General features: G+C 53.5%; 16 protein-coding genes. 12 read left to right on the top strand and 4 right to left on the bottom strand.

All coding sequences use genetic code 11. The features are described from left to right. Positions 1 to 49: 49 nt before the first annotated feature. On the bottom strand, positions 50 to 1,960 hold the full coding sequence (locus OEL83_05580) for a hypothetical protein (protein MDK9706503.1): 1,911 nt from the start codon (positions 1,958 to 1,960) through the stop codon (positions 50 to 52). A 387-nt stretch (positions 1,961 to 2,347) separates the two neighbouring features. Here OEL83_05580 and eno point away from each other — a divergent pair, with 387 nt between their 5' ends. The 8 genes from eno (at position 2,348) to OEL83_05540 (ending at position 7,933) form a co-directional block, all read left to right on the top strand. Next, the gene (gene eno, locus OEL83_05575) at positions 2,348 to 3,619 is read left to right on the top strand and encodes a phosphopyruvate hydratase (GenBank protein MDK9706502.1); all 1,272 of its coding nucleotides are present in this window, start codon (positions 2,348 to 2,350) and stop codon (positions 3,617 to 3,619) included. Between the two features lie 285 nt (positions 3,620 to 3,904). Further along, entirely contained in the window at positions 3,905 to 4,087 is a 183-nt protein-coding gene (locus tag OEL83_05570; GenBank protein ID MDK9706501.1) for an ankyrin, read from the top strand. A gap of 117 nt (positions 4,088 to 4,204) precedes the next feature. Beyond that, positions 4,205 to 4,663 carry a YaiI/YqxD family protein gene (locus OEL83_05565; GenBank protein ID MDK9706500.1) on the top strand — a complete coding sequence of 153 codons (459 nt, stop codon included), beginning with the start codon at positions 4,205 to 4,207 and terminating at the stop codon, positions 4,661 to 4,663. An 11-nt stretch (positions 4,664 to 4,674) separates the two neighbouring features. Continuing rightward, complete coding sequence (locus tag OEL83_05560; protein ID MDK9706499.1) at positions 4,675 to 5,307, top strand: LysE family translocator; 633 nt, start codon at positions 4,675 to 4,677, stop codon at positions 5,305 to 5,307. A gap of 202 nt (positions 5,308 to 5,509) precedes the next feature. Beyond that, entirely contained in the window at positions 5,510 to 6,199 is a 690-nt protein-coding gene (locus OEL83_05555; protein ID MDK9706498.1) for a gamma-glutamyl-gamma-aminobutyrate hydrolase family protein, read from the top strand. A 230-nt stretch (positions 6,200 to 6,429) separates the two neighbouring features. Continuing rightward, a complete protein-coding gene (locus tag OEL83_05550; protein ID MDK9706497.1) occupies positions 6,430 to 6,993 on the top strand; it encodes a DsbA family oxidoreductase in 564 nt (187 codons plus the stop codon). Positions 6,994 to 7,033: 40 nt separating this feature from the next. Beyond that, entirely contained in the window at positions 7,034 to 7,489 is a 456-nt protein-coding gene (locus OEL83_05545; protein MDK9706496.1) for a macro domain-containing protein, read from the top strand. 168 nt (positions 7,490 to 7,657) lie between these two features. Beyond that, positions 7,658 to 7,933, top strand: coding sequence for an Lrp/AsnC ligand binding domain-containing protein (locus OEL83_05540; GenBank protein ID MDK9706495.1), 276 nt, complete (start codon positions 7,658 to 7,660; stop codon positions 7,931 to 7,933). Positions 7,934 to 7,996: 63 nt separating this feature from the next. On the opposite strand, the gene OEL83_05535 is transcribed toward OEL83_05540, so the two are convergent. Continuing rightward, complete coding sequence (locus OEL83_05535) at positions 7,997 to 8,575, bottom strand: response regulator transcription factor (protein MDK9706494.1); 579 nt, start codon at positions 8,573 to 8,575, stop codon at positions 7,997 to 7,999. Positions 8,576 to 8,826: 251 nt separating this feature from the next. Between OEL83_05535 and nudC the strand changes: the two genes are divergently transcribed. From nudC to OEL83_05515, 4 genes are all read left to right on the top strand, one after another. Next, positions 8,827 to 9,684, top strand: coding sequence for an NAD(+) diphosphatase (gene nudC, locus OEL83_05530; protein ID MDK9706493.1), 858 nt, complete (start codon positions 8,827 to 8,829; stop codon positions 9,682 to 9,684). A 75-nt stretch (positions 9,685 to 9,759) separates the two neighbouring features. Beyond that, positions 9,760 to 10,308, top strand: a complete 549-nt coding sequence (locus OEL83_05525; protein ID MDK9706492.1) for a WbuC family cupin fold metalloprotein — start codon at positions 9,760 to 9,762, stop codon at positions 10,306 to 10,308. 1 nt (position 10,309) lies between these two features. Continuing rightward, the gene (locus OEL83_05520; protein MDK9706491.1) at positions 10,310 to 12,106 is read left to right on the top strand and encodes a sigma 54-interacting transcriptional regulator; all 1,797 of its coding nucleotides are present in this window, start codon (positions 10,310 to 10,312) and stop codon (positions 12,104 to 12,106) included. 311 nt (positions 12,107 to 12,417) lie between these two features. Continuing rightward, positions 12,418 to 14,073, top strand: coding sequence for a fatty acid--CoA ligase (locus tag OEL83_05515; GenBank protein MDK9706490.1), 1,656 nt, complete (start codon positions 12,418 to 12,420; stop codon positions 14,071 to 14,073). Positions 14,074 to 14,557: 484 nt separating this feature from the next. Here the strand turns inward: OEL83_05515 and OEL83_05510 are convergent, their stop codons facing one another. Together OEL83_05510 and OEL83_05505 are read right to left on the bottom strand one after the other, a co-directional pair. Beyond that, positions 14,558 to 14,758, bottom strand: a complete 201-nt coding sequence (locus OEL83_05510; protein MDK9706489.1) for a cold-shock protein — start codon at positions 14,756 to 14,758, stop codon at positions 14,558 to 14,560. Between the two features lie 251 nt (positions 14,759 to 15,009). Next, positions 15,010 to 15,276, bottom strand: coding sequence for an RNA-binding protein (locus OEL83_05505; protein ID MDK9706488.1), 267 nt, complete (start codon positions 15,274 to 15,276; stop codon positions 15,010 to 15,012). Positions 15,277 to 15,441: the final 165 nt, after the last annotated feature.

Here is a 15,441-nt window from a genome sequence, read left to right as displayed (position 1 = left end):
TCGTCGCGTCATATCACCCTTGCCGGCCACGCATCCGCCGCCATACCCCTTACAGGAAAACGATTTTGGGGATGCGCATCAAGGCCTCGAAGATAAATCCGTACACCCCGAGAAGAAACATCGGAGTCAGACAAAGGATTAAAAGCCCACGGTGCACAGCGGCATAATTCAGTCCATACAGGGCACCGAGGATCGGAATGATCGGGAAAAGGTACCTTCCCTGGGGCTGGAAATCCACCGTCCAGGATTGATACAGGGCAGCCAGTATCAAGGCCACCGAAATCCCCAGTCCGGAAACCGCCAGGCCGCTGCCGACCAATCCTCCGCCACGAAAGATCGCCGCAAAGAAAAACAATAGTAAAATCACTCCCGACCAGCGTACCATATCGTAATAGAGCGGCGTCCCGGAGACGGTAAAGTACCCGAACACACCAAAGGTGCTGCGAAATGTCTTTTCAAACCAGCGATCAACAATGATCGCCCGTTCAAAGGTCACCCCGCGCGCCTTGCGGTACAGTGACAGCTGTTTCTTGTGCAATTCGGTGCTCGGTTTAAACAGGTGGTCGGCCATCTCTTCCCGGAGACGCTCTATTTTCTCCTGGCGATCAAAGCCATTGACATAGTAATCAAGACCAACCCGGCTCCCGTAGACGCAAAGCCCAAGACAGGTGATCACCAATAAACGCACAACCACCGTCCGCTTCTCCCAGAAAAATTCGTCGGTGAAAAAAATCTTGATCAAAATGACCATATAGAAAAAGGCCACAAAGGGCAGATAGTTCTTCTTCAGAAGAAAGACTATGCCAAGAAGCAGGCCCAGGCCCAGTGCACCGAAAATCTTGATGCCCCAGCTGTCAGCCTTGAGATAGCGGTGCAGCAGGCTGTCGGGATCGACCAGCTCACAGGCGGCAAGAAAGGCAAAAAACAGGGCAAAACAATCCGAGGCGCAATAGCTGAAAATATACCAGATCTGCGCCGAAATGAGAAAGGGCAGTGCCACCATCCGGGCATAACGGTTACGTATCGTGTATAGGACAATAAGCCCGAAGAGAAGGACGTTGAACATCCGGAAAGACAGATAATTCGGGAAGTTGAACGCCTGAAAAAATTGATGGGCCTTGCCGGAAAAGAGATAATAGATCTCGCCGAAGTTCAACCGCGACACCCCGTAGGCACTGAAGGTATTGCGGATCGCCGGATCTTCAATCACCGGCGGCATCCAATGATCCTGATAGTAGGCGGTTGCCGTGGTATGCACGTACTCGTCGGGGTGAACATTTTCCTTGCTGATGCCGGCCATGACAATAATCAGCATCCAGACGCCAAAGAGCAGCACCGGGACAAAGCGCAGATTGGTGGCGAGCGGCGCGGCGCAGTAGAGGACACAGAGGACGATGGCACTTATCACCGCCAGCCGGACAAGAACCCAGAGAATATTCAAGCCCTGGCGCTCGGCGGCCAGCACCAACTCGAACTGGCCGTCTTTTCCGCTTGTCTGAACGAGGAAGCCGTTATCAGCAAAACGGAAATCGCCAATCTCATGCATGGGCACTAATTTGCCGAACTGTTCGGCAGTTTCGAAAACCAGCGGCGCAAAACCCTCCTGGCGAATAACGAGTCTTTTGAGCGTCGCCTCCCCTTCGTAGGCGTGGGTATCGATGCGCAACCGTTCAATTTTCCCGAGATCGGTAAGGAAAGCGCTATACTGCTTACGTTCCGGATTGACGATAAGCCAGGACATTAGTTTTTCCGAGTAGGGTTTACCGGGTTCTGCGTAATAAATCTTGAAATCGGTCTTTTTCTCAACCGTCAGTTCCACCTCGACATAGGCGGTATTGATATAGAAGTGAAAATACAAGCCACAGGCAAGTAAACAGACGAAAACGGCAAACAGCGCTTTCAGTATGAGAATCTTCCTTTTGCCCGGCTCTGCCGGTGTAAGCTGGTTGTCGACACTCACGAGAGACTCCTGAGGTGTAATGGATGGACTGGGATGCGGAAGGATGTCCCTTCCTGCGAGCTGCGGTCAAAATCCCGGAGAGCGACTGATATGGGGGCGGCAGAAACCCTTCCGCACACCACGCCGAACACTGCGCCTAGTATTTGTCATGAAATATCGACGAAGCCACCGACAATAGTCATCCGGGCAAAACTCGTTTACTACACTTTCCCCCCGGCCAATGCAACTGTTTTATAGTCCCGGAGTCAGGATCCCCATGCCTTCATACTCTACAACCGCCATTGTCAGATGCCGCACCTGGCCTTATATTGGCTGATAAACATCAACCGCCGGCCTGGAATCAGCGGCAGAGATAGTCAACCTTTGCAAAAACTGGGGGTACGCACCATGAAAGACACAATTGCAGCTGTTCGTGGCATGGAGATCCTTGATTCCCGTGGCAATCCGACCGTTCGGGTGTTTGTCGAACTGGAAGACGGCACCTCCAGTTCCGCATCCGTTCCCTCCGGCGCCAGCACCGGTGAAAACGAGGCCATTGAACTGCGCGATGGCGATAAAGACCGCTACCTCGGCAAGGGTGTCCTCAAGGCGGTGGACAACGTCAACACCATCATCGGTCCGGCCCTGCTGGGCATGTCGGCGATCCAGCAGGTGGCAATCGACCAGGCAATGCTCGAACTCGACGGCACCGTCAACAAGTCGAACCTCGGCGCCAATGCCATCCTCGGCGTGTCCATGGCGGTTGCCAGGGCGGCCGCGGCCTCATGCAGACTGCCGCTGTACCGCTATCTCGGCGGCGCCGGGGCCAGAAGGATCCCGGTGCCGGCGATGAATATCATCAACGGCGGTGCCCACGCCGACAACAGCGTCGATATCCAGGAGTTCATGGCAGTGCCGGTCGGTGCCCCGACCTTCCGGGAAGGCCTGCGCTACATCGCCGAAACCTTTCATATCCTGAAAAAGATACTAAAGAGCCGGGGTATGGCGACAAGTGTCGGCGACGAGGGCGGTTTTGCCCCCAATCTCGCCAGCAACGAAGAGGTCATGGATGTCATCATGGAGGCGATCGACAAGGCCGGTTACGTACCCGGCCAGGACATCGCCATCTCCCTCGATAGTGCCGCCAGTTCTTTTTCTACCAATCTCACCAGCGAATACGACCTGAAATGGTCGGGCGGCGGCAAGATGAGCTCCGCCGATCTCATCGAGATGGCGGTAAGGTGGGTGGACAAATACCCCATCGTCTCCTGGGAAGACCCGCTGGCCGAAAACGACTGGGACGGTTTTAAAAAGCTCACCGCCCGGGTCGGCGATGAGATCGACATCGTCGGCGACGATATCTTTGTCACCAATACCCAGTACATCGCCCGGGGCATTGAAGAGGCTACCGCTAATTCAGTGCTGATCAAGCTCAACCAGATCGGCACGGTTTCCGAAAGCATTGACGCGGTGCGGATGTGCCGCGACGCCGGCTGGCGATACTTCATCTCCCACCGCTCGGGAGAAACCGAGGACACCTTCCTTGCCGACTTTGCCGTGGCCATGGATGGCGGGCAACTGAAAACCGGCTCCGCCTCACGCAGCGAACGGATCGCCAAATACAACCGCCTGCTGGAGATCGAGCAGGAATTGGGTGAATCGGCAAGCTATTACTGGTAACCCACGAATGGCCTTACCCTTCCCAGCTTTTGCCACGATCAAGGAGACTAGAAAAGAGCCGGAAGATCATTCCGCGAAAATCCTGTTAAAAGTTACCGGTAGGAGGTAAATTGATTGCCGGCCATTGACAGAATGCGCAATCAAGTCAATTTTTATTTGAACCTTACGGATTAACGGCAAACATTCTCCTGCCGATGGCTGGCTTTTACAGATACATCGCAACAGATCCTGGGGCAAAATCGTTAACGGTTTTATTGAAGCAACACCCTTTCTTAGGAGGACTACATGACTGACAAAAACCCCAAAAATAACCCTACTCCCTGTCCAACCTGCCAAGGAAAAAAGATGATCGAAGGCGTCTGCGAGGTGAATTCGGAATGGCGCGGCAGTGGCGGTGAGCTTTCCAACGACACCCAATGCACCCCCGACCAGGTCTGCCCGACCTGTAAAGGCAAGGGTTACGAGTAAGACTTCCCCGTTCAACCCGCGACATTGCGAATACTGGAGAGGGTCGTTGCCCTCACACCCCTCTCCATCGCACAATTTTTCGTGGAAAGAAATAATTGTCAGCAAGAGTGACAGGCAATGAAGATATGGGTTGACGCCGATGCCTGCCCGGTGGCGATGAAGGAAATTTTATTCAGAGCTGCCGAGCGCACCCGGATACAGTTGACCCTGATCGCCAATCAACCTCTTAAGGTGCCGCCCTCGCCGTGGATAGGTTTTCTTCGAGTAGCGCCCGGATTTGATGTTGCCGACAACGAGATCGTTAAACGACTCACCGCCGGCGACCTTGTTATCACCGGTGACATCCCCCTGGCGGCAGCGGTTCTTGAGAAAGGCGGGCATGCCCTCAATCCCCGGGGTGAGCTTTATCTGCCGGATACTATCAGGGCGCGCCTGCAAATGCGCGACTTCATGGACGCCCTGCGCGCAAGTGGCGTAGATACCGGTGGCCCGGCGGCACAAAGTAAAAGTGACCGGCAAAATTTTGCCAATCAGCTCGATGCCTTTTTATCTCGGCATGGCAGGAAGAGCTGCTGAGGAGTCCCTTTATGGCCTTTGAAATGTGGCTGGCCTTTGTTACCGCCTCGACGATTCTTCTGGTGATACCGGGGCCAACCATCCTGACCGTCATCAGTTATTCGGTGGCTCATGGGCCCAAAGCCAAGCTCCCGCTTGTTGCCGCTGTCGCCTTGGGCGACTCCACCGCCCTGCTGTTTTCCCTGCTCGGACTGGGCGCCCTGCTCGCCGCCTCGGCCCTCTGGTTTACCATTATCAAGCTCGTCGGCGGTCTGTATCTGCTGTATCTCGGTGGCAAGCTGCTACGAGCCGGTACTGTCTCCGCCGCAGGCCGTATCACCCCGGCCCCTCCTTCCTCACCATGGAGGCTCTTTGCCAATACCTACCTGATTACCGCCTTGAATCCCAAAGGCATCATCTTCTTTGTCGCCTTTCTGCCGCAGTTCATTAATCATACCGACAGGGTTGCCACCCAGATCTGGCTCCTTGCGGCAACCTTTGTCATCCTCGCCACAATCAACGCCGCGAGTTATGCAATCTTTGCTGCTGCGGCCCGCCGCCTGCTCGAATCGCCGCGTACCAGGCGACGGTTTAACCTCCTCGGCGGAACGCTCCTTGCCATTGCCGGTGTCTGGTCGCTGCTCGCTAAACGGGTAGCAGTGTAGGAGACTGCCGAACAGGACCGACATTGCCGCCATTGCCCCCCTGCCGGCAAGAAATAATAACAAAATATTCTTCCAACTGCCTTGCCTATCCCATTGTTTTTATGGTATTAGTTAATGTTTCGCTTGAACAGGCGCCGCTCAACTCAACTTTATTCTCACCGTAAGCGCTCAGTCCATCTTCCTCCATGATATTTGGTGCACTATGCGAGCCCATTCATTACAACACGTCCCTTTTGAAGGCCTTGGCAGCATCGCCCCTTGGCTTGATGCCGCCGGCTACAGCCAAACAGCCACAAAGTTTTATCAATCCATCAGCTTGCCGGATCCGCACGATGTGGATCTGCTCATCGTCATGGGCGGTCCGATGAGTGTCAACGACGAGCACGAACTGCCCTGGCTGCGAGACGAAAAGCAGTTTATCAGGCAATGTATCGATGCCAACAAGGCGGTGCTCGGTATCTGCCTCGGCGCCCAGCTTATCGCCAGCGCCATGGGCAGCCCTATTTATAAAAACCGGCACAAAGAGATAGGCTGGCTTACTGTCGAAGGGGTCACAGGGCCTGGCAAAGGCTGTTTTGCCTTTCCACCAGCGATAAAGGTTTTTCACTGGCACGGTGAAACCTTTGACCTGCCGCCCGGCGGGCAGCTTTTAGCGAGAAGTGCCGCCTGCACCAACCAGGCATTTCAGCTTGGCCAATCGGTGATCGGCCTGCAGTTTCACCTGGAGACCACTCCGGAATCGGCCAAAGAATTGGTGTCCCATTGCCGTGAAGAGTTGGTGGAGGCAGAATATATCCAGACAGAGGCAACCATCCTCGGGGCTTCCTCCTCACAGTACCAAGCAGTCAATACTTTGATGGCGACGGTTCTTGCGTACCTGACGGCCCGGTAAAACGCCTAACCGGCAAGGCGTTGTTCTGTTGCTGGGCCGGCCGACGACAGCGGCGATCACTGTCTTGATTTTAACAGGAAGAATCATTACGGTTGTGCACATTGCTGTTGCGGCAAGAAGGTGTCTTTCTCCCTTCAATCCAAGCCGCCAGCTCTTTTCATGCAATGCGGAGGGACCTGCTTATGGAATTAGAAATTTTTTCCGATTATATCTGACCTTGGTGCTATTTCATTACCGGGCGTATTGAAAGACTGCAGCAGGAATTTGCTATTACTGTCCGTTGGCGGGCTTTTCCCCTCCACCCCGAGGTTCCGGAAGAGGGCCAATCCCTTGTCGATCTTTTCCGGACAAGCCCGGAGAAAATTGCCGGGATACTTCAAAACTTACAGGCCAAAGCCACTGAACTCGGCCTGCCCTTCGGGCCGCGAGAAAAAACCTTCAACAGCAGGCTGGCCCAGGAACTGGGGATGTGGGCTGCCGCCAAGGGCCGGGGTGAGACCTTCCATCTGGCCACCTTTAAGGCCTATTTCGCCCATGGTCTGAATATCGGCGACAGCAAGGTGTTGGTGAAAATTGCCAGGGACGTAGGTTTGCCGGAATCGGAAGCGGCACGCGTCCTTGCTGAGCGCCCTTACAAGGAACAGGTTGACAGAGATTGGCAGGAATCCCGGTTAAGAGGCATTACCGCCGTACCGACCTTTGTCATGGGACAGCACCGTCTGGTGGGCGCCCAGAGCTACCAGGACCTCGCTGCAATGGTCCGTCTGAGTGGCGCCGGTAAAAAGACCCCATAGTTCTCAGGAAATAGACCTCGACGCAACAGAGAGAAACGCTATGAAGACAGTAGAAGGAGACCTTATTAGCCTGGCCCTTGATGGGCATTTTGACGTCATTGTCCATGGATGCAACTGTTTCTGCACGATGGGCGGCGGCATAGCCCGGGTAATCCAGGAAGAGTTCCCCGAGGCCTACGCCGCCGATCTGGTCACCGCAAAAGGAGACCGCAACAAACTCGGCAGCTTCAGCTCGGCCACGGTTACCCGCAACAACTGGGAAATCACTATTGTCAACGGCTACAGCCAGTTTCATTTCCACGGCGCCGATGTCCTGGTTGATTACGATGCCGTTCGCCAACTTTTCGCTGGCATAAAAAAAACCTTTGCCGGCAAACGCATCGGCTACCCAAAACTCGGAGCGGGGCTTGCAGGTGGCGACTGGCACATTATCTCGGCTATTATTGATGAGGAACTGGCGGGAGAAGACCATTGCCTGGTGGTCTATGCCCGATGATCTTCTCGGGAAAGACAACTTTTCAAGACAGACGTCGGCAAAGGGATAGCAGATAGTTACCAACGATAAAATACAAACAACCAAAACATACCACCAGGATAAGGGATTGCCGTACGGTCAGGCCACCTTGCAATAGCGCATAGTTTTAAAAAATATTATGGAGAACCAATGGTTACATCGATAATTCTGATGAATGTGGAACGGACAAAGATAAATGAAGTCGCTGAACAGCTGCAGGCTATCCCCGGTATCTCCGAGGTGTACTCGGTGAGCGGCAACTTCGACCTGGTGGCCATAGTCCGAGTTGCCAATAACGATGAGCTGGCCAACCTCGTCACCAAAAAGATGCAGGCCGTTCAAGCGATCAAAAAGACCGAGACGATGCTGGCCTTCAAGGCCTATTCCCAACACGACCTGGAAGCGATGTTCGCGGTGGGAATGTAAAAAACCGCACCTGCCTCCCCGCGTCTGCTGCCTCCCCGGGTGGGGAGGCAGCAGATGGAAGCACTATTTCTGGGCGCAGGCCGGGCAGGTAGTGACAATGAACCGGGGATCGGCGCCATTTTCCAGAACATCGCGAAAACCATGCCAATCCCCATCGTAGGGGCTGAGGATCTTGTGGCAATCACCACAGATCTCGACGCCATTCTCAAGCATCTCCACCTGATTCAGGGCCTCTTTCAGCTCAGCCACCGACTCCGCCAGGGAAGACTGGGTACGCACCAATCGCTCGGCGACTCGTACCCTCGCCCGCAGTTCATTGTCGTTGAAGGGCTTGGTCATGTAGTCGTCGGCACCGGCATCAAAGCCCCTGACAATGTCAATCTTGCTGTCCCGGGAGGTTAACAGGATGATATACGGGGGACTGATCACATCCATTTCCTTCACCCGCCGGCATACTTCAACACCATCAAGCTCGGGCATTTCCCAATCGAGAATGGCGATATGAGGTGCATCCGGTTTTTGCAGTGCGGCCCAAGCATCATTGCCATTAGTCACACTTTCAACCCGGTAGCCCCAGTTTTCAAGGCAGACCTGCACCATCATCCGGGTGGTAAATTCATCTTCGGCAATCAGTATTTTCACGTCCTTCCCCCATAGAAATCAGCCCTCGTCAGAGCTCCCAAGACCATTTCCTTCCCTGCAACTCGCGGGAATCCAAACAAGTTTGTCCACCAAAAAAACAGCCAGGGAACTAACTGCGGCAAATCACAGATATTTTCACCTGCACTCCTTGACTTTTTACCATCGGAATGGCAATACATCAACAAGTAATCAACTTGGCATAAAAAATGCGGAATTCCTGTTCCATACCACACCAACAGCCCCAGGGGTTCATGAAAAATCTATCCCCTTTCGCCCTGAAACATGCCTTTATCGCCGGTGCCGTTCCCCACCTCGGAGCGTCCGCCTGCTGGTTCATCTTCGCCAGAAATAAGCTCCTTGTAGAGCTGACCGACCGGCGACCGCCGGCAATCTCTCCCAGGGGGCCGGAAGAATTTGGTCTAAAACCGGTATTTTCCCGGTATCTTGGCAGCTACGCCGGTGCCGACTGTTTTGTCGCGACCCTCGACAACGAAGCAATCGCCCCGCCGAACATGGAATTCCGCGACCTCCGGAGTCTCTTCGGCGAGCTCGATGAGGATATCTTCTGTCTCGCTGGCCGGGCAATCCAGATCATCCATTGGCACCGGGAGCACCAATTCTGCGGAAAATGCGGTACGCCCATGGTCGACAAGCAAACCGAGCTTGCGCGGCACTGCCCGAACTGCATTTTTGTCAGCTACCCAAGACTTTCCCCCGCCGTGATTATGTCGGTGATCCGTGGCGATCGCATCCTTCTCGCCCGTTCGCCGCGTTTTTCGGCAGGAATGTACAGCACCCTGGCCGGTTTCGTCGAACCTGGAGAGACCCTTGAAGAGGCGGTCTACAGGGAAGTATTTGAGGAGGTCGGTGTCTTTGTCGACAATATTCGCTATGTCGCTAGTCAGCCCTGGCCCTTTCCCCACTCGCTGATGATTGGGTTTGCCACTACCTATAAAAGCGGCGATATCCATGTCGACAACAAAGAAATTGAGGATGCCGGATGGTTCTCAGCGGCCGATTTACCGGTTCTGCCCTCGAAGATCTCCATTTCCCGCCTGCTCATTGACAATTTCCTCAAAGACCAGGGTATCAACTCCATGAGGGAGTGAACCGAGACCTTTCCGGCCGGCAACCGGCAGGGTCTCTCGTTGAACAGACTGTCCTTTTTCTCTCCCAGGTGCACCATGGCAACACATCCCAAAGCCCTCAAAGCCCCGACCGGCCAGACTACCCTCCTCAGTGCCGCCCTGATCGACCAGGTGGTCCAGGCTTCGCGGCTCAGCCCCCGCAAACGCATTCTACTCCCCCTGCATAAGGGCCCGGAGGCTCCCCTGCACCGGATGCTCAACGCCATTCAGCCGCAGAGCTATATTCGCCCCCATCGTCACCTGTATCCGCCAAAGCCGGAAACAATCATTGTTTTGCGGGGTGCGATTTTATGTATTGTTTTCACCCCATCCGGAGAGGTACAAGAGGAACTGACGATCGCCGCAGGCACCGATAATTTTGGATTTGACTGTGAGCCCGGGGTGTATCACACCTTTCTCGCCCTGAGCATCGACACAGTTATTTTCGAGGTAAAACCAGGCCCTTATGAAGTAAGCACCGACAAGGACTTTGCGACCTGGGCACCTCCTGAAGAGAGCCCGGAGGCAGCCAACTATCTAGCCTTCCTCTACAAGCTTCGGGAAGGAGACGAAAGACCAAACCCGCCAGGTCGACCAAAGAGATAACATGACAAACACCCCTCTTGACTTGAAGGACATTGAGCACGCCCTGCAAGAAAGCGCCGAGCGGTACCGCAGCGTCTTCGAAAATACCGGTACCGCCACTATCATCATCGAAAACGACACCACCGTCTCCTTGGCCAATGAACGTTTCGTCGCCCTCACCGGGTACAGCAAGGAGGAGATTGAAGGGAAGATGCAATGGCCGGCCTTTATCGCCAAGGCCGAAGATCTGGACAAGATGCTTCGGTATCACGTAGCTCGTCGGCAAGGAAACTCCAAGGCCCCCATTGAATATGAATTCACCCTGAAAGATAAAGGCGGCGCATTTAAGGATGTGTTTTTACGGGTGAACATGATCTCCGGCTCGGAGGCGAGCGTCGCTTCCCTCCTGGATATCACCTCGCTCAAAAGCACCCGCCGTTTTCTCCTTGAAAGCACCTCCCGCCTCAGCGGCATTCTTGAGGCCTTTGAAGGTTTTCTGTATATCTCCTCCAGCGATCACCGATTGCTGTTCATGAACCGCAAACAAAAGGATTCCGAGGCCTTTCAATCCGAGGAGATGCCTTGCTACAAACGGCTTTACGCCCTCGACAGCCCTTGCACCTGGTGTGACAATACCAAGGTCTTCGACGGACAAACCGTCAAGTATGAATTCCGCAATCCCCGCAATGGACGCTGGTACTACGCGGTCAGCTCACCCGTTTACCAGGAAGAAAATCAAATAGCCCAGAAACAAACGGTCATCATCGATATTCATGAACGAAAGACCGCCGAAGAAGCCCTCAAGGAACGGGAAAGTTATCTGGTGAAAGAGAACCTCCGCCTCCGGGAAACCATTGGCGACCGGTACAGGTTTGGCGCAATCATCGGCAAGAGCCAGGCAATGCAGAAGGTGTACGAACTCATCCTCCGCGCTGCGGCCACCCATGCCAATGTTATTCTCTACGGTGAGTCCGGCACTGGTAAGGAATTGGTAGCCAAAGCCATCCATGAGATGAGCGACCGCGCCAAACAGGCCTTCGTGCCCGTCAATTGCGCAGCCATTCCGGCCGGCCTGATGGAAAGCGAGTTCTTTGGTTACCGGAAAGGCGCGTTTACCGGGGCGGAAAAGGACAAGCCCGGGTTTTTTGATCGTGCCGACCGGGGAACGCTCTTTCTCGATGAGCTCGGTGAGCTGGATGAGGCGATGCAAGTCAAGCTCTTGCGTGTATTGGAGAGCAATGGCTACACCCCTCTTGGTGGCCTGCAGACCCTCCAGGCAGACGTCCGGATCATCGCCGCAACCCATCAGAATCTCAGGGCTTTACTGGAAAGCGGGCGGATGCGGGAAGATTTTTTTTACCGGATCCACATCATCCCGATCACCATCCCGCCTTTACGCAAGCGCCGGGAAGACATCCCCTTGCTTGTCGAACATTTTCTACAAAAGTATTCCCAGGACAGCAGCCCACCTCTCCTGCATGGCCATGCCATTGAAATGCTGGTCAACCATGATTGGCCCGGAAATGTTCGGGAACTTGAAAACACCATCCAGCGCTATGTCAATATGCATATCCTTGAATTTCCAGGCAGGAAGAGCAGTTCCGAAACATCTGACCAAGTTCGGCCATCGCCGGCAAGCGGTGATGGTTCTTTGTCGCTTCGCGAAGAGACCAAACGCTTTGAGCGGGAGCTTCTCCTCCGTCACCTCCAGGCCTGTCGATGGAATCGCACCCGTGTCGCCCAGATCCTTGGTATCGAACGGAAAACTTTATACTTGAAAATGCGCTCTCTCAATCTTCTCAACCAACCAAACGAGTAATATTTTACCCATCTTGAGTATTTTTCAAGATTCTCCTCATTTGTATCGTAATACCAGGACAATAGGACAAACAACCCAATCCTTTTCGAGTCATTTTCGCCCCACCCACCCCCGCCGCCTCACCTAACGTATACCGCCAACCTGCCGACATCGCACCATCTCTTCCATCTGCGCGATTTGGCCCCATTTTTGCTCTACAGTATAGTATTCGGCCCTTGTCGTTGTTTATCAAGCAAACCGAGGAACGCCGGAGAAACCAAGAGTTACCTGTTGCCCGCCCCCTACAATTTTCTCAACCCAAGGAGCATGTCATGAACACCAAGATCCTTCCATCCGCACCAGATGCGTATTCGTACCCACTGCTCATCAAGACCTTGCTCACCACCCCACTGATATACGCACCCGAGCAAAAGATTATCTACCGGGACCAGCGGGAATACACCTACAAACAATTTGGTAAACGGATCTGCCAGCTTGCCCATGCTCTTACCAAGCTCGGAGTACAGGCCGGCGACACGGTTGCGGTTATGGATTGGGATTCAAATCGGTATCTTGAATGCTATTTTGCCGTGCCGATGCTCGGAGCCATTCTCCATACGGTCAACGTCCGGCTGTCCAGCGAACAGTTGCTGTACACAATCAATCACGCCGAAGATGACGTGCTGCTCATCAACTCTGAATTCCTGCCGATGCTTGCGGCCATCAAGGACAACCTGACGACGGTGAAAAAAGTAGTCCTCCTCACCGACAACAATGACCCCTTAAGCGGCCAGGACGCCGAGTACGAGGCCATGCTGCGGGACCAACCGGAGGAATACGCCTTCCCCGACTTTGACGAGAACAGTGTCGCCACAACCTTTTACACCACCGGCACCACCGGCCTGCCTAAGGGCGTTTATTTTACCCACCGCCAGCTGGTGCTCCATACCCATGGCGTTCTCTCGGCTCTTTGCGCCTATGACACCCAAGCCCGCATCTGCTCTTCGGATGTGTATATGCCGATCACCCCGATGTTCCATGTCCATGCCTGGGGCATGCCGTATCTGTCAACCATGCTCGGCTGCAAACAAGTATATCCGGGCCGTTACGAACCTGCCACCCTGTTGAAACTGATCTCCACCCATAAGGTGACATTCTCCCACTGCGTTCCAACCATCCTGCACATGCTGCTGTCAACTCCGGCTGTGGCGGGTTGCGACCTGTCGAACTGGAAGGTGGTTATCGGCGGCTCCGCCCTTTCCAAGGGAATGTGCAAACAAGCTCTGGGCCACGGCATCAATGTCTTTACCGGCTACGGCATGTCGGAAACCTGCCCAATCCTCACCCTGGCCCTCCTCAAACCGGACATGCTCGAAGGCGACGAGAACCAGCAGATCACCATGCGTTGCCGTACTGGATTGCCGATCAGCCATGTCCAGCTTGAACTTTTTGATCCCAATGGCAAAGCAGTGCCCCACGACGGTAAAACCACCGGCGAAGTAGTTGTCCGGACTCCGTGGCTCACCCAAGGCTATTTTAAAGATGAAGAAAAGAGCAAGGAACTCTGGGAAGGCGGCTGGCTGCATACCGGTGACATCGGCTACATCGACACCAAAGGCTATTTGCAGATAACCGACCGGCTGAAAGATGTTATCAAGACCGGCGGAGAGTGGATCTCCTCTCTTGAGCTGGAAGACATCATCAGCCAGCATCCGGGAGTCAGCGAGGTTGCGGTCATCGGTGTTCAGGACCCAAAATGGGGCGAAAGGCCGGTTGCCCTGGTTGTCCCCAAACCCGGTCTGAGCAAGGCTTTGAGCGCAGAAGACATTCTCGCGGTCATCAAAGCCCAGGTTGACAACGGCAGCCTCCCGAAATACGGGATGCCGGAGAAGGTGCTGATCGTCGAACAGATCGCCAAAACAAGCGTCGGCAAGATCAACAAGAAGCAACTCCGCCGCGATTTCACTTTAAACGACCTCCCTGCATAAGGCACCTGTATCCCTTACCGCGTCATGGGACAACGTGTAAAAACACAAATTCCGGGACCTGGCAGTCGCCTCGTCCCGGCATCTCACTGATAGGCGGTATTCCGGATGCACCTCCGCCACACAATACCACTCACAACTCTTCGAAGTTAAGAATGTTTCACCCGGCAGAAGGGAGAGGACTGGCACCGCGGAAGATTTTGCCAGAAGGACAAAAAACGGCACAACCGAATAAATCTGAGAGGGCAGCTTGTCTGCTCAAAGGAAGGTTTGTTCGTGCGATGTAAGGACTACGGATGTTGACCGTCATGCATCTCGGTCACTTTGAAACGGATCGCTCCTCACAGCTATTTCCCCCGAATTCGATCACGGGGGACCCAAAGGTAAATACTCGCCTTCGCAACAATCCGTTTAATCAGGCCTGTCGATTTCTCATCCCTGCGCAGAAGGTCCGGCGGGGATGAGAATATTTTAACGCAATATAGTATTAGCGTTTAACGACATTGGCCGCAGCAGGACCCTTGGCACCCTCGACAACGTCGAAAGTTACCCGCTCTCCCTCTTGGAGAGATTTGAAGCCCTCTGCCTTGATGGCAGTGTGATGAACAAATACATCCTTGCCACCATCTTGCTCAATAAAACCAAAACCTTTTGAATCATTAAACCACTTTACTGTTCCTTCAGCCATTGTAACTACTCCTTGTGCATTATGCGACTGGGTCGCACAGTTTTGAAATTGGTTCCGACAAGGAACCATTGTGAAAAAACTGAATGGATCGCATCGATACATTCAGTAATTGTATTTCGAGTGTCTCTCGACTGCATCGCCACCCGACGCCTTTCCGCCCTTATTCGTAAGATTCCACCTCGTTAGTAACAATTTAAGAACATCTCAGAATTATCTCAGGATTGGGTCAGCGTTCAGTATTACAAGCTGGTTTATCTCCGCCTGGCGCCTTTTTTAACTGGGGGTTTTGCCTCGTTGCAGACCAGCGTACGATGTTTATACTCTTTACCGTTAAGCCCTTCCATTACCTTGTGCCCCTCTGATCGGGTTGCCATCTCGATAAAACCAAATCCCTTGGATTGACCGGAAAATTGATCAATAACTAACTTGGCACTGACAACACTGCCATATTGACCACAAAGTTCGGAGAGCTCAGGTTCAGTGATATTATAAGGCAGGCTACCAATAAAAAGCTTCATGCTGATTTCCTTCTTTTGAAATTTTCAGCAAAAACTTTTTAAGGTATCGAAGCTTATGGAGTCACAACGTAAGATATCAAGAAAAGAGTGTGCTATTTTTAATTTTTACGTTATCGAGCGTACAAGATAACGCCATCTTTTACAAGGAAATATTTTTGCTGGCCT

The organism is Desulforhopalus sp. (assembly GCA_030247675.1).
Lineage (GTDB): Bacteria > Desulfobacterota > Desulfobulbia > Desulfobulbales > Desulfocapsaceae > Desulforhopalus_A.
Note: the sequence above shows the minus strand (reverse complement) of the source record. Positions and strands in the feature narration are given on the sequence as shown.